This is a genomic window from Guyparkeria sp. TX1 (assembly GCF_046523965.1).
Taxonomy (GTDB): Bacteria; Pseudomonadota; Gammaproteobacteria; order Halothiobacillales; family Halothiobacillaceae; genus Guyparkeria.
Genome location: NZ_CP144142.1, coordinates 1,796,671 through 1,811,989 on the forward strand (window position 1 = coordinate 1,796,671; position 15,319 = coordinate 1,811,989).

The 15,319-nt window shown below is 64.1% G+C and carries 9 protein-coding genes and 2 tRNA genes; 5 read left to right on the top strand and 6 right to left on the bottom strand.

Annotation, left to right across the window (positions count from 1 at the left end; translation table 11 throughout):
- Positions 1-53: 53 nt before the first annotated feature.
- Complete coding sequence (locus VWP12_RS08395; RefSeq protein ID WP_158611812.1) at positions 54-863, bottom strand: HDOD domain-containing protein; 810 nt, start codon at positions 861-863, stop codon at positions 54-56.
- A 56-nt stretch (positions 864-919) separates the two neighbouring features.
- Positions 920-2,587: an energy-dependent translational throttle protein EttA gene (gene ettA, locus VWP12_RS08400; protein ID WP_125199184.1), complete on the bottom strand. Its 1,668-nt coding sequence runs from the start codon at positions 2,585-2,587 to the stop codon at positions 920-922.
- Between the two features lie 271 nt (positions 2,588-2,858).
- Here ettA and VWP12_RS08405 point away from each other — a divergent pair, with 271 nt between their 5' ends.
- A complete protein-coding gene (locus tag VWP12_RS08405) occupies positions 2,859-4,547 on the top strand; it encodes a VWA domain-containing protein (RefSeq protein ID WP_410473750.1) in 1,689 nt (562 codons plus the stop codon).
- 47 nt (positions 4,548-4,594) lie between these two features.
- Positions 4,595-6,121, top strand: coding sequence for a hypothetical protein (locus tag VWP12_RS08410; RefSeq protein ID WP_410473751.1), 1,527 nt, complete (start codon positions 4,595-4,597; stop codon positions 6,119-6,121).
- Between the two features lie 205 nt (positions 6,122-6,326).
- On the opposite strand, the gene VWP12_RS08415 is transcribed toward VWP12_RS08410, so the two are convergent.
- Together VWP12_RS08415 and VWP12_RS08420 are read right to left on the bottom strand one after the other, a co-directional pair.
- Entirely contained in the window at positions 6,327-7,436 is a 1,110-nt protein-coding gene (locus VWP12_RS08415; protein ID WP_410473752.1) for an FAD-binding protein, read from the bottom strand.
- Positions 7,433-8,401, bottom strand: coding sequence for a glycosyltransferase family 9 protein (locus VWP12_RS08420; RefSeq protein WP_410473753.1), 969 nt, complete (start codon positions 8,399-8,401; stop codon positions 7,433-7,435). The genes VWP12_RS08415 and VWP12_RS08420 overlap by 4 nt, the downstream gene beginning before the upstream one ends.
- Before the next feature lie 186 nt (positions 8,402-8,587).
- Here VWP12_RS08420 and metG point away from each other — a divergent pair, with 186 nt between their 5' ends.
- From metG to VWP12_RS08435, 3 genes are all read left to right on the top strand, one after another.
- A complete protein-coding gene (metG, locus tag VWP12_RS08425; RefSeq protein WP_410473754.1) occupies positions 8,588-10,639 on the top strand; it encodes a methionine--tRNA ligase in 2,052 nt (683 codons plus the stop codon).
- Positions 10,640-10,697: 58 nt separating this feature from the next.
- A tRNA-Met gene (locus VWP12_RS08430) sits at positions 10,698-10,774 on the top strand.
- A 119-nt stretch (positions 10,775-10,893) separates the two neighbouring features.
- Positions 10,894-10,970 (top strand) — tRNA-Met (locus VWP12_RS08435).
- A gap of 62 nt (positions 10,971-11,032) precedes the next feature.
- Here the strand turns inward: VWP12_RS08435 and VWP12_RS08440 are convergent.
- Positions 11,033-14,176, bottom strand: a complete 3,144-nt coding sequence (locus VWP12_RS08440; protein WP_410473755.1) for an efflux RND transporter permease subunit — start codon at positions 14,174-14,176, stop codon at positions 11,033-11,035.
- Entirely contained in the window at positions 14,176-15,237 is a 1,062-nt protein-coding gene (locus VWP12_RS08445) for an efflux RND transporter periplasmic adaptor subunit (protein ID WP_410473756.1), read from the bottom strand. Before VWP12_RS08445 ends, VWP12_RS08440 begins: the two co-directional genes overlap by 1 nt.
- Positions 15,238-15,319 lie beyond the last annotated feature (82 nt).

Consider the following 15,319-nt stretch of genomic DNA (forward strand, 5'->3'; position numbering starts at 1 on the left):
AACCCGATCTTCACGAAGACCGGGGATGGCGGTATCGGTTCCAGTCGACTGGCTCAGCCACCTAACGCACGGATGGCCTCGTCGAGCTCGTCATCGATCATGCTGGACTCGAGATCCACACCCAGTTTTTCGGCGGCCATGATCGGACGATCGTCCGATGTCCGACTGATGCCGTGTGCCTGTGCGATGGCACAGATCACAACATCACTGTAGTTCGGATCACCGTCGTGTTGATAACCCAGATCACCACAGTGCTCGATCACCTCGGCGAACATGTCGGGAAAATCCCAAGCCTTGACGATATTGCCACCCAGCCGTGACTGCAGGCTCTCAACCAACTCGTTGAGCACGGCCGGCGCGTCCTGCAGCTTCGGGATCTCCTCGGCCACCACGATCACCGGGATGCCGCCGACGCTGTGCAGCAAGCCGGCGAGCAGGGCCTGATCGGCATCGAGCTTCGTGTGCCGCCGAGCGATGTGATTCGCCAGAGCCGCAACCTGCGTGGCAAATGCCCAGTGATCCCGCATGATGCGCTTGATCATGGGTGTCTTGGCGCTAAACAACTGCTTGGCCGACAGCGAGACAATCAACTGGCTGACCGTGCGCATCCCCAACCGCGAGACGATCTGGTTGAGGTTGTCGATGTGCTGTGCCCCGCGATAGAGCGGGCTGTTTGCGACCTGGATCAGTCGGGCGGCGATCGCCGGATCCTGCGAGATGACCTCCACCAGATCGCTCGCCGAGCTGTTGGGATCATCGATTATCCGACGGGCCCGCAAGGCCACGTCGGGCAGCACGGGCAACGAGATCCCCTTGTCGCGAATCTTGTTGATGATCGCCTGTTCAAGTGCCGGATTGGCCACGTTCTCTTCTCCCTGAAAAGGGCCGTGCGCCCCTCATGGACGCCCGGCAATCAATATCAGTCTGCCAGACGGGTGTGCTTCACGCGCTTGGGCTGGTCGGCTGCATCACCGAGGCGCTTGTGCCGGTCGGCCTCGTATTCCTGGAAGTTACCTTCGAAGAACATCACCGAGCCATCGTCCTCGAAGGCGAGGATATGGGTGGCGATCCGGTCGAGGAACCAGCGATCGTGCGAGATCACCAGTGCCGACCCAGGGAAGTCCAGCAACGCGGTTTCCAGAGCACGCAGCGTCTCGATGTCGAGATCGTTGGTCGGCTCGTCGAGCAGCAGCACGTTGCCACCAGCCTTGAGCAGCTTGGCCAGATGCACCCGGTTGCGCTCACCGCCCGAGAGGTCCTTCATGAACTTCTGCTGATCCTGGCCCTTGAAGTTGAAACGCCCCAGGTAGGCACGAGAGGGCATCTCGAACTTGCCCACCGTGATGTGGTCGTAGCCGTCCGAGATTTCCTCCCACACCGTCTTGGTGTCTTCCATGTCCTCGCGGGACTGGGAGACATAGGCCAGCTCGACGCTCTCGCCAATCTCGATGTTGCCGCCATCCGGCTTTTCCTCGCCGATCAGCATACGGAACAGGGTCGACTTGCCCACGCCGTTCGGGCCGATGATGCCGACAATCGCGCCCTTGGGCACGGAGAAGTCCAGTCCCTGGTAAAGCTCGCGGTCGCCATAGCGCTTGCTCAGCCCCTCGACCTCGATCACCTTGTCGCCCAAGCGCGGGCCAGGCGGGATGTAGATCTCGTTTGTCTCCGAGCGCTTCTGGTACTCCTCGGACTGCAGTTCCTCAAAGCGCTTCATGCGCGCCTTGGATTTGGCCTGCCGGCCCTTGGGGTTCTGACGCACCCACTCGAGTTCCTGCTTCATGGCCTTCTGGTGAGCGGACTCGGCCTTCTCTTCCTGCTCGAGACGCTTTTCCTTGGTCTCCAACCACTGAGAATAGTTGCCCTCGAAGGGAATGCCCTGGCCGCGGTCGAGCTCGAGAATCCAGCCGGCGACGTTGTCGAGGAAGTAGCGATCGTGGGTGACTGCGACCACGGTGCCGGAGAATTCCTGCAGGAAGCGCTCCAGCCAGGCAACGGACTCGGCGTCGAGGTGGTTGGTCGGCTCGTCGAGGATCAGCATGTCGGGGTTCGACAGCAGCAGGCGGCACAGGGCAACGCGGCGGCGCTCGCCCCCGGAAAGCTTGGTGACGTCAGCATCCCACGGCGGCAGGCGCAGCGCGTCGGCGGCCACTTCGAGCTTGCGGTCGAGATCCCAGCCGCCACCCGCTTCGATCTGGTCCTGCAACTTGCCCTGCTCTTCCATCAACGCCTCGAAATCCGCATCCGGGTCGGCAAATTGCTCGGAGACGGCGTTGAAACGCTCAAGTAATTCGGCCATCTCGCCGACACCATCCATGACGTTGCCACGCACGTCCTTCTCCGGGTCGAGGTCCGGTTCCTGCTTGAGATAGCCGATCTTGGTACCCGGCTGCGGGCGCGCCTCGCCGATGATATCCGTGTCGACGCCGGCCATGATGCGCAGCAGGGTCGACTTCCCGGCCCCGTTGTAACCGAGCACGCCGATTTTTGCGCCGGGGAAGAAGTTGAGATTGATGTCCTTGAGGATGTGCTTTTTCGGCGGAACGACCTTGCCGACGCCGTTCATAGTAAAGATGTACTGAGCCATAGAATTCGAGACTTTGTGTTGTTGCAAACGAAATGAAGCGGCACTATCCCGCAAGATAGTGACCGCGTTTGATCACAAGGATACCAGCACTGTGCCGCGACTTGATGCCCCCCGCCCGACAACCCATCACGCCAGGCCTCACACGGTGGTTTCGATAACGGTTCGGGCAACTCGACTCTTGCGCCGACAGCGTGGTTCTTGGGCCGCACTTCTCGTTGCTGCCACGCTGGTCGCCAACCCGTCCCAAGCCGCGTCCGAACCCGAACTGCACGTGCTCATCGACGTCTCGGGCAGCATGAAGAACACCGACCCGGAGAACCTGCGCGAACCGGCCCTGCGCCTGCTCGGGGACCTGGTGCCCGAGGAAAGCCGCGTGCGAGTCGACCTGTTCGGCAATCGCATCAGCGAGGTCCTGCCTACCTCACTCGCCTCCCCCGAAACCAAGAAGGCCATGCGTGCGGCGGCCGCGCAAATCCGCTCGGACGAGCCCTTCACCGACATCCCGGCGGCGCTCGAAGCCGCCAACCGTGACTGGGCCGAGAGTACCGAGCGCAATATCATCCTGCTGTCCGACGGCAAGGTGGATATCTCTCCCGACGACGCGGTCAACGAGCGAGCCACGGCCGACCTGCGCGACACGGTCATCCCGTCACTGGTCGATGCCGACGTCCAGGTGCATACCGTGGCCCTTTCCGAGGCCGCCGACGAATCGATCCTCACGGAAATCGCCGAGCGCACTGGCGGGCTCGCGTTGAGCGCCCGCAGCAACGAGGACTTGCAGCGCGTGTTCCTCGCCCTGTTTGAGGCGACTGCCCCGCGTACGGGGGTGCCTCTGGTGGAAAACCGCTTCCGTGTCGATGAGAGCATCAGCGAACTGACCCTGGTCGTTTTCCGCGAATCCGACGCCGAACCCACCCGCATCCAGATCCCCGACGGCGGGGAAGTCGACGTGGAGACCGCCAGCGCGCTCGCCGACTGGCGCTGGGATGACAGCGCAGGTCGGGATCTGATCACGATCAGCAACCCGCCATCCGGTAGCTGGCGCATTCTCGCCGCCGAAGACCCAGACAACCGCGCCCTGGTGATCACCGACCTCAAGCTGGCCATGCCCGGCCTGCCCAGCCGCGTATTCCCCGGCGAGGCGATCGAGGGCGGGCTGGTGTTGACCAACCGCGGCGAACCGATCGTGGAACGGCGCCTGACCAACGACCTTCAGGCACAGGTTGACGTCAACGACCCGAAGGAAAAGGTCATCGAGTCGCTTGAGCTCAACGACATCGGCGCCGAACCCGACGTGCTCGGCGGCGATAGTCGCTACGATTTCCGCCTGCGGCTCGACGGAGACTCGGGGATCTACACACTGGAAGGCCGGGCCAGCGGCCCCACCTTCGAACGGGTGATTCGCAAGAAGATCGCGCTGGCCCGCAACCTGCCCTTCGCCGCCCGCGTTGTCCGCCCCCACCTGGCGGCCCGCGGTGACCACGGCGATAGCGGCAACCCCCGTGGACCTGCCGCCAGGCTGATCATCGAACAGGACGTGGCCCTGCTCGATCCAAGCGCCTCGCACCTCGTCGGGCAAATCGAATGCGAAACCGGCCAGACAATCGAGATCGAAGTCCGTCTCTTGGAAGCGACCAACCGCATCGAACTGCCAGATAGCGATGGCAATGGCTGCCGGGTCACTGGCACCGTCAGCGGTGAGACCGACGATGGCCGTGAGGTAAGCCTGCCACTCGATCAACCCATCCCTGCGCCGGCACCACGGAACGAAAGGCCAGCCGACGAACCCGCTACGGACGACGAGCCAAGCGAAAACAAGGCGGCTGACCGGAAGGGCAACCCGCTCGTCGCGGTGCTGATCGGCCTCGGCGGGCTGACGCTCCTCGGGCTGTTGGCATGGAGCTGGCGGCTGGTTTCCCGACGACAGCGTCGTCAACTGATTGAGGCCGCGCGGAACTGAACCCGCCGACCATCACGCACAATCGACACATCACGGAACACGGACACATGCTCGATTACTTCCTGAGTTCAGACTGGGCCATCATCGCCACCGAATTGCTGGCGGGATTCATCGTCATCTCACTGATCCTCGCCATCCTGGTCTGGCGGGGACAGCGACGGCATACCGGGGCCGCCGAACGTCTGCTGGACGATCGCGCCCCGATCATGCGCGCCTCCGAGGAGATGCTCGACCGCCAGATCCAGCGCACATGGCCCGAACTGACGATCGATGACGAGCAGCGCGAGAGCTATGCCGAACGCAGCCTCGATGCCGTCGAGGCCATGGTCGAGCCTTGGCTTGAACCCAAACGATACGAGCTGGCGGCAGTCGCCCGGCGTTTCCTGCAGGTGCGGCAGGCCGACCTGGACCAGTTGTTGACCCTGGCACGAGCCCAGGCCGAACAAAGCGAGGGTGACGATCCACGGCTCGCCGAGCTCGAAAAAGACATCGAGGAACTGCGCGACCAACGTGACCGACAGGCCAAGCACCTCGCCGAAAGCCTGGAAACCGTCAATGTCATGGTGCGTGAGTACGGCCGCAAGTTCGACTACAACAACGAGCCGCGTGTCGCCACCGTGCTCAAGGCCATCGTCATGGTCCAGGAGATGGATGCCGGGGCGGACTGCGAAACCGCCAAGAGCCGTGCCGACGAGGTGTTCACCGAGGATCTGGTTGCCACCCCGTCGACGCCTGCAGAGGAGAGCGAACCATCTCCCGCTGCGGGCGAGGACAGTCCGGCTGCCACGGGGGCCCAACCGGTCGAGGAAACCGATACGGACGCCGACACCCCTGATCTCTCTGCCGAAGACGAGATGGCCGCCGCCATGGCAGCCGAGGGCGTTTCGAACGAGAAGACCGAGGCGATGGAGGCCGCGTCGAGGGAACGTGAAGAGCAAGCCACCGCCGAGGCACAGGCCACCACCGGGACGGACACGGCAGACGACCCCGAAACGGATGAGCGGACCGCGGAACAAACCACCGACGAGCTAACTGGCGTCCAAGCCGAGGAGCAAGGTATCGACTCCACGGCAGAGCCGGACACCACGGTCGCGAATAGCGACGACCTGGATGAACTGATCGAGTCGGCCGCCAAGGCACAACCCGGAGCTCAACCCGAGCCCCCCGAGTCGCAACGCATCGACGGGCCCACTCGGGCCGAGGAGGCGGAAACGACGGGTCCAGACGAGGAAGTCGCCCAACCCTCGGGTGAAGGCCAACCAGACGAGAAGGAAACATCCCCTTCGTCCATCGACGGTGAGGACCAGGAGATTGCCAGCGCCCGGCCGGATGAGCCGGAAGTCCCGGGCGAAACCTCGGCGTCACCCGAAGAGACCGAATCGCGGCAAGACGAAAGGCGCGATGATGGGCAAGAAGAAGGTGATAACGGCGTGATCGACCTCGATGATGTCGAGATCCCCAAGGAAGACGAAAAGGACAAGGACGACGGCAAGGATCAAGAATTTGATCTCGACGACATCGACGCCCTCCTCGACGCCGAGATTGCCCGCAAACACGGCAAGGGCAACGATTAATCATCCAAAAACCCCGGAGATTGTCCGGGGTCGTGATGTTCAGGTCTTGGCGTCGCCGCCTTAGATCGACTTCTCGAGAAGTACCAGTCGTTGCACTCGTAGCCCTCGCTCAGGCGCTTTTGCGCCTCCCCGGTGGTATGCGGCGGCATGATCTCCATGTCACCCGGCTTACACGCCTCGGCCTTGTCAACATCATGGAGAACTCCTATCGATCGGTGACACACTCCGGCTCGACCACCAGACGAACACCCGTCTCGTCTTCTACCCGGTCACGCACCGACTCGGCAAAACGGAGAAACTCCGCGCCGCTCGCCCCACCGTGGTGCTCGAGCACCAACGCATGCCGTGATGACACGGCTACCGCTCCCTCGCGACGACCCTTCAGGCCCGCCGTTTCGATCAACCACCCAGCGGGGATCTTCACCCCACCCGGGGCATCGAAACGCGGCATGTCCGGCCAGCGCCGCGACAAGCGCGCGGCCACTTCCGGCGTTACGATCGGGTTGTGAAAGAAACTGCCGGCACTGCCGGGCCACCCACCGCGCCAGTCGGGCAGCTTGGCCAGGCGAACCGTGGTGATCACATCCGCGTACTCCGCCGGTGACATCGCCGAGCGCGCCCGGCCGGTCCGTGCACTCCAGTCGGCAACGGCCTTGTCCACCCCCGGATAGGCCACGGGCGGCCAGTCAGCCGGTGGCGTTGCCGACAGGCGCAGCCCGACCCTCAGGATCAGCCAGCGGTCCGGTTCGCGCTTGAAGCGACTGCTGCGATAGGAAAAGTCACAGGCGTTACGAGCGAATCGTTCGATGCGTCGTTCCTGGCGATCCCACACCTCGACCCAACGCGTCCGGTCGGCGATTTCCGTTCCGTACGCCCCGACGTTCTGCATCGGGGCCGCACCGACCGTGCCGGGTATTTCGGCAAGCGCCTCCAGTCCGAACCAGCCGCGCCCGGCGGTGGCCCGCACAAGCGCGTCCAATCCCATGCCCGCCTCCACGGACAACTCGATCGCGCTGGCATCCGTGGGCACGGCCGACCAATCGGTCGCGGTGACGATCGCGGCTTTAGCGATTCGTGGCGTGGCGAAGACAACGTTCGAGCCGCCGGCGGCGACCCGGGTGTCGGGATCGGCCAGCCAGCCGGCCACCTGGGGCGTGGCCAGTGTGGCCTCGGAGACGTCATTGAGCACGAGCATGCGCTCGGCCTTGGCCGGCAACCGAAGGGTGTTCGGCAGGGAGGCATCGTCGACCCATTCAAAGGCCGGCCGTTCGGCAGCACCCGTCTGTGTCTCGGTCCCCATGCTGGTCGATTTCATGGGCGTTCGGGTGTGACCTCGACGCCTTCCGGGCTGGACGACGGCTCTTCCGGCAGCTCGATCGGCGCCTTGCCTTGCGTGATGACCTGGATGATCGATTCCACCACGATCTCCGGCTGGTTCATCGGCGGATGATCGACGTTGATCAACTTCTGCCGCGAGCGCCGTGTGGTGATCACGCCCTCATGCTTGGCCTCGCCATCACGACAGACGCAGACCCCGGGGATGCCGAGTGCGGCCGCGAGCCAGCCGCAACGATTGTTCCCGACCAGCACGTACCGGCTCTGCGTCAGCCGGCGTTGCCACTCATCCATATCGCCGGGGGGATGAGCCGAAACGTCATCCAGGCTCACCCCGGTTTCGCCGAGGCGCCGTCGGATCAAGTCGATGCCCGCCTCCTCGAAAGGCAGACAACCGGTGTCGACCAACAGGTCCGTGACCACCGGCTCGGCCTCGATCGACAGCCCGTAATCCGGGTTGAGATCGTGCAGCGAATATTCGAGTACCGCGGCGAACAGCACGCGCACGGCCTGCACCCGATGCAGGTCATCCGGCACCGGGTATTGTGAATCGTAGGGTTGCCGTCTCGGCAGTCGCCCCTTGGTCGGTCGGGCGATACCCACTGAGGTGGCGGGGACGCGCTTTGCCATCGCCAGGGTTTCGGGGCGACCGAACGGGTCGATCACGTACTCGACCTGCTCCAGTTGCGGGTGCGCTCGCAAGGTGTCTTTCCAAGCACGACTCGCGCGCCATCCCGCCGGCGTCCAGCCCGATGCGAGCAACGCCGTACCGTCGAACACCACGACCTCGTCGACATCCGGGTGACGGCGGAACCAGCCGGCCGCCTCTGGGCCGGTAATCACGCTGAACTTGAGTCCCGGCCGGGCGCGGACCGCATCGGTCAGGGCGGGAAAGGTAGGGATGACCTCGTCCGGGAGGTCAGGGGCGACAATCGCAATACGCATGCACTCGGGCGTCCTGACGAGAAGGGGCGGGTTTTCGGTGACATGGCACCAGAATCTGGCAACGTCGCTGCATGCTAAACTGCCGCGCCCTGAATAACCAATCGTCAGCAATGCCGCCGCCGGGGCGGGCCCTCGGGGGCACCGCCTACCGGTCCGACAACCCTCATTTCAAGACAGCGCTCTCGCATGGACAAACAACGCCGGATTCTCGTCACCTCTGCCCTGCCCTACGCCAACGGTCCGTTGCACCTCGGGCACATCATCGAGACGATCCAGACCGATATCTGGGTGCGTGCACAGAAGCTGTTCGGCAACGAGTGCCGCTACGTTTGCGCCGATGACACCCACGGCACACCGATCATGCTGCGCGCCAAGCAGGAGGGCATCACGCCCGAGGAACTGATCGCGAAGATCCATCAGCTCCACGAGGCGGACTTCCAGGGGTTCGGTATCGGCTTCGACAACTTCGGCAGCACGCATACCGACGACAACCGCAAGATGGCCGAGGAGATCTTCGGCAAGCTCGATGCGGCCGGGCTGATCAGTCGCAAGACGATCAAGCAGGCCTTCGACGAGACCGAGCAGATGTTCCTGCCGGATCGCTTCATCAAGGGCACCTGCCCGAAGTGCGGCGCCGACGACCAGTACGGTGACAACTGCGAGGCCTGTGGGGCGACCTACTCGCCGACCGAGCTGAAGCACCCGAAATCGGTGCTTTCGGGCACCACCCCGGTCGAGCGCGACTCCGAGCACTACTTCTTCGACCTGCCCAAGATCGGCGACCGCCTGAAGACCTGGCTCGATGAAGCCCAGGTGCAGCCCTCGATCAAGGCCAAGCTAAACGAATGGTTCGAATCGGGCCTGCAGTCCTGGGACATCTCGCGCGACGCGCCCTACTTCGGCTTCGAGATCCCGGGCGCCCCGGGCAAGTTCTTCTACGTCTGGCTGGACGCGCCGATCGGCTACATCGGCTCGTTCATCGAGCTGGCCCGTCGCGAGGGGCTCGATTTCGACGCGTTCTGGGGCCGGCAAGCCGACACCGAGCTGGTGCACTTCATCGGCAAGGACATCGCCTACTTCCACACCCTGTTCTGGCCGGCGACGCTGATGGGCGCGGGCATGCGCACACCGGATGCGATCCACGCCCACGGCTTTCTCACCCTGAACGGCAAGAAGATGAGCAAGTCGCGCGGCACCTTCATCAAGGCCAAGACCTACCTCGAGCACCTCGATCCGGAAGCCCTGCGTTACTACTTCGCCGCCAAGCTCGGCTCGGGCATCGACGACATCGACCTCAACCTCGAGGACTTCCGCTACCGGGTCAACGCGGACCTGGTCGGCAAGGTGGTCAATATCGCCAGCCGCTGCGCGGGCTTTATCAAGAAGCACTTCGACGGCCGACTGGCCGCGACACTTGAGCGCCCGGAACTGCATCGTGAGATGACCGATGCGGCCGCGGGCATCGCCCAGCGCTACGAGCGCCGCGAGTACTCGGCCGCGATGCGCGAGATCATGGCGCTGGCCGACCGCGCCAACCAGTACATCGACGAGCGCAAGCCCTGGGTGCTGGCCAAGGACGAGGCGACCCGTGCCGAAGTCCAGTCGATCTGCACCGATGGGATCAATGCCTTCGCCGTGCTGATGACCTATCTCTCGCCCGTGCTGCCCAAGCTTGCTGCCAAGGCCGCGGATTTTCTCAATATCGAGGCATTGACCTGGCAGGGACTGAACGAGCCGTTGCTCGACCACCCGGTCAACAAGTTCAAGCCGATGATGCAGCGGATCGAGGAATCCTCGCTCGAGGCCCTGCTCGAGGCGGCCAAGCAGGACGCCGCCGACGAGGCCAAGACCAAGGCCGGCGACAACGCGCCGAAGACGACCGAGAAACGCGAGATCGAGCCGATCGCCGAGACCATCGACATCCAGCAGTTCGGCGCGGTCGACCTGCGGATCGCCAAGATCCTCGAGGCCGACCACGTCGAGGGCGCGGACAAACTGCTACGCCTGTCGCTCGATATCGGCGAGGAAAAGCCTCGGCAGGTGTTCGCGGGCATCAAAGCCGCCTACGACCCGGCCACCCTGGTGGGTCGTCACACCGTGATGGTCGCCAACCTCGCTCCGCGCAAAATGAAGTTCGGTCTCTCGGAGGGCATGGTGCTCGCCGCGGGGTCGGGCGGCTCGGATCTGCACATCCTGTCACCCGACGAGGGCGCCACGCCGGGCACCCGCGTTAAGTGATGGATACGACGGGGTAACGGACTGGTGACGTCGGCCCCGAATTGTGTATAATGCGTCTCGCGGGATGGAGCAGTCCGGTAGCTCGTCGGGCTCATAACCCGAAGGTCGCAGGTTCGAATCCTGCTCCCGCAACCAGATCCAGAAAAGCCCCGGGGCCTCGCCCCGGGGCTTTTTTCATGCTTAGTGCAGTCGGATTGGTGTCGATCTTCCCTTGACAGCATCGCGGGTCTGCGTAAAATGCGCGCCATACCAGACGCGGGATGGAGCAGTCCGGTAGCTCGTCGGGCTCATAACCCGAAGGTCGCAGGTTCGAATCCTGCTCCCGCAACCAGATCAGAAAAGCCCCGAGGCATCGCCCTCGGGGCTTTTTGTTTGTGCCTACTCAAGCCTCGATCAAGCCATCCGCGCGCGTCGGTGTTCGGCAATCCCGAGCACGCTCGCCGTCAGGGCCGGCAGGAAGGTCAATGTGACGATCGCCGCGCCCAACAACCCGAACATCACGATCGCACCAACCCCGCGATAGAGCTCCGTGCCCTCGCCCGGGATCAGCACTAGCGGCGAAAGTCCGCTGATGGTCGTGAGAGTGGTCATCACGATCGGGCGCAATCGCACCGCGACGGCGTCCATCACCGCCTGAACCGCATCACGCCCCTCGGCGAAGCTCCGCCGCGCCTGCTCGACCAGCAGGATGGGGTTGTTGACCACCGTGCCCATCAGGATGAGAAAGCCGAGCATGGTGATCATGTCGAACGGCTGACTGATGGCCTTCACACCGATCAACGGCAGCAGACCGCCCACCAGGTTCATCAACGCCAGCCCGGCAATCCCGCCGGCGATACCTAGCGGAATGGCGGTCATGATCAGCAACGGGTAGCGCCAGTGCGTGAAGATCGCCACCAGCAACAGATAGATGATCGCCAGAGCAATGACAAAGTTGCCGGAAAGGGCCTCGCGGGTGGCATTGAGCTGGTCGGAGGCCCCGGAGATCGACAGGCTGACACCCGCTGGGATCTCGCCGGCCTCGCGCATCTCGCCAACCAGTTCCTCGCGCACCCGCTCAACCCCGGCTTCCAAGGCCACAGACCCCGGCGGGATGATGTCCAGGGTCACCATCCGCTTGCCATCCACCCGTCGAACAATGCTCGTATCCACCCGAGTGTCGATGCGAGCCACCGATGACAGCGGCAGGCTAGCTCCCTGCGAACTTTTCAGCAGGATCTCGTCGAGTCGAGCCAGGCGCGGATCACGCCCGCCCGCCCCGTAGAGATAGATGTCGATCTTCTCGTCGTCGAGGAAGAAGTCGTCGACGTAGGCGCCCTCGGTGAGCGCGGAGACCGAAAATCCGATCGCCTCCATGCTCAACCCCAGTTCTGCTGCCCGGTCCCAGTCGGGGCGGATCTCGACCAGCGGCTGGGCGAGTTCCAGTGTCGACGGTCGCGTCTGAATGCGGGGGTTGTCGAAGATGACTTCGGCCCGTTCATACGCACGATTCGCGACCTCGTAGATATCGGCCAGATCGGATCCGGCGATATCCAGCGAGATGCTGCGGGTGCCGCCATCGTTGCTCGAGATGATCGATCCCTTGGCCGCAAATGCCCGCATCCCCGGGTACTGCTCGTAGAACCGGGTGATCTCGTCCATCAACGGTCCGATGTGATCGGGATCAATCGTCTCCGAGATCACCCGGATCTGAGTGGGCTGGACCTGCATCACCAGGTTCCGGATCGGCGGTACCGGTGTGTCGCCGCGCTCGAAAGCACCGGGGTCGGCGTCCACCGCCGGCAGCAGGTGCGCCTCGACCTCCTCCGCAATACGGGCCATCTCGTCGAGGTTGTAGCCCGGCGGGGCGTTCATGACCGCGAAAGTCTTGGGTTCCTCCCCCTCGGGAAGATATGCCGCCGGCGGGGTGAGAAACACCACGATTGAGACACTGCCCGCCAGCATCACGGCCATGGTCAACCAGCGGCGTGGCCGTGACCCGATCATCCCCTTCACCCCGGTCTCGACCGCACGCGCCCAACCGGGCGTCCAGTCGCCCTCCCGCCCCGAGCGCCCGAAATCAAGATGCGCACTCAGGGTGGGGATCAGCATGACCGCCACCAGCATCGAGGCAACGATCGCCGCGGCGATCGCAATGGCCACGTCCGAGTACAACTGACCCGCTTCTTCCTGGATAAACAGGATCGGCAGGAAGACCAATACCGTGGTCGCCGTCGAGGCCAGCACCGCCGGCCAGACTTCCCGCACTCCCTCGACCGCGGATTCCAGTCGGGCCATGCCCCGACGACGCAATCGCTCGATGTTCTCCAGCACCACGATGCTGTTGTCGACGGTCATGCCGATGGCGAAGGCGACACCGGCGAGCGAAATCACGTTGATGGTCCGCCCGGTTACCAGCAGCCCGAGGAACGCGGCGATGGCACACAATGGAATCCCGATCACACCGACCAGGGTCGCGCGGGTCGACCTCAGGAACAGGAACATCACCAGGGTGGCGAACGCCGCACCCAGTCCCAGATTGGTCCAGACGTTCTTGACCGAGGCCTGCACGTAACGTGCGTCGTCGGTGTTGAGTTCCAGGACCATCCCGGCCGGCTCGAGCACCTCCTCGTTGATGCGCTCGACCTCCTCGATCATCGCGTACTTGATATCGATGACGTTCGAGCCACTCTCGCGCCGTACCTGCAACCCGATGACCTTCTGACCATTGGTGAAGGCCAGCGCACGCTGACGCGAGCCGCCCTGCTCGACCTCGGCCACGTCACCCAGGCGGATCACCGCATCGCCACGCCGGGTGATCACCAGCTGTTCCAACTCCTCGGCACTGGCAAAACGGCCCACCGTGCGCAACAGATACCGTCGTTTCCCCGCATCCACCTCCCCGCCGGAAATGTCCTGGTTGCGGGCGCGAATGGCATCACGCAGATCGATCAGGGTCAGTCCCCGTCGCGCAAGCTGCCGTTCGTCGACGTGAATCTGCATCTGCCGCTCGGCGCCGCCACGCATGGTGATCTCCGAGACCCCAGGCACGCTTTCCATGCGCGGCCGAACCTCGTCGTAGACGAAGTCACGCATCAGATCGATGTCCAGACCGCGCGGGTTATCCGGCAACGTCGCGACCCGGAAGTACATGAAGGCATTGGAGGAAAACGACGTGGCCGCGATGCGCGGCTCGTCGACGTTGCGCGGGTAATCGGGCACCTGGCTCAGGGCATTGTTGACCTCGATCAGCGCCTCGGTGATGTCGGTGCCGAAGGGAAACTCCAGCTCGATCTCCGCCGCATCACTGGTGGCGGTGGCATTGAGCTCCGCCAAGCCGGGGATGTTGCGCAGGTAGCGCTCCTGCTCGATCAGGATGTCCTTCTCGATGTCCTGTGGCGTCGCGCCCGGCCAGCGGGTCTCGACGGTGATGGTGCGGACATCGAGATCCGGGATCATCTGGACGGGAATCCGCAACGCCGCGACCGCCCCGAGGATGGCAATGATCAAAGTGACGACCGTGACCAGCGTGCCGTGACGGACAACCGCAGCGAACATCAGTCGGCCTCCCCCTCGGCATCGCGGTCATCGATGCGCACTTCCATGCCCGCTTCCAGCGCCTCGTTACCCCGCACGATCACTTGGGCGCCCGCATCAAGCCCCTTGGTCACGACCACGCGGTCATCGAAGCCCTCGGCCAGTTCGACCTGCCGCTCGGCCACCGTCCGCTCGGTTTCGGCGTCGGCGTCGAGCACCCATACCGTGGTACGCCCGTCCGGATAGCGCTGCACGGCATCCCGTGCGACGGTCAGCCCCTCGCGGCCGGTTGGCAACCGCAGACGTCCTTCCACCGCCATGCCGGGCAGCAACGTTGTGGCACCGGTCACTTGGCCGCGCAGCAGGAAGGTCCGCGAGGTCGGATCGGTGACCGGCACCACGGTCACAATCTCGGCAGATCGCCAGTCCATGGACGAGCCATCGACGCGATAATCGAGCACCGCATTCTCGCCGAGCAGCGGGTAATACCGCTGAGGAACGGGGTAATCGAGGCGCAATGCATCTCGATCGACCAGATTGACCAATGCCTCTCCCGGATCGACCCATTCACCCCGTTCCGCGTGCCGTTCGGTCACCACGCCATCGAACGGGGCAACCAGGCGATGCCGATCCAGCCGCGCCCGGCCGCTTTCGAGATTCGCGGTCAGTCGCGCCAACCGTGCCTCCGCCTGCCGAACCGCGCTGGCCCGGGCCTGAACCTCGGTCTCGGGGATATTGCGACCGGCCCCGACCGATCTCGCCTCCTCGAGACGCCGAGCCGCTTCCTGACGAGCCGCGACCGCCTCACGCCGCTCGGCCTCGAGGCTCGTCACGGACAAACGCTCGAGTTCGTCATCCAGTTCGAACAGGGGCGTACCGGCGGTGATCCGGTCGCCGGTTTCGACCAGGACGGCATCGACCAATCCGGCGATTTCCACCGACAGCGCCGCCGTGTGCAGGCTGCTGACCGTGCCATCAAGCGGCACCACCTCGATGATCTCGGTCGGCTCGGCCGTTTCGGTCACCACGCGGGGACCCTCGGCCGCCGCGGCGAAACCGGGCAGGAACACCACACTCGCCATGAGCAAACCCAGAGCGTGAAAAACGGCGCGTGACAGACGAGAACAACGATTCATTTCGGTAGCGGGTCCAACGGTGGAACGG

Bases quoted from the DNA above. Each gene is read 5' to 3' on its own strand.
- ettA (WP_125199184.1), bottom strand. From the start codon at position 2,587: ATGGCTCAGTACATCTTTACTATGAACGGCGTCGGCAAGGTCGTTCCG.
- VWP12_RS08410 (WP_410473751.1), top strand. From the start codon at position 4,595: ATGCTCGATTACTTCCTGAGTTCAGACTGGGCCATCATCGCCACCGAA.
- VWP12_RS08415 (WP_410473752.1), bottom strand. From the start codon at position 7,436: ATGAAATCGACCAGCATGGGGACCGAGACACAGACGGGTGCTGCCGAA.
- VWP12_RS08420 (WP_410473753.1), bottom strand. From the start codon at position 8,401: ATGCGTATTGCGATTGTCGCCCCTGACCTCCCGGACGAGGTCATCCCT.
- metG (WP_410473754.1), top strand. From the start codon at position 8,588: ATGGACAAACAACGCCGGATTCTCGTCACCTCTGCCCTGCCCTACGCC.
- VWP12_RS08440 (WP_410473755.1), bottom strand. From the start codon at position 14,176: ATGTTCGCTGCGGTTGTCCGTCACGGCACGCTGGTCACGGTCGTCACT.
- VWP12_RS08445 (WP_410473756.1), bottom strand. From the start codon at position 15,237: ATGGCGAGTGTGGTGTTCCTGCCCGGTTTCGCCGCGGCGGCCGAGGGT.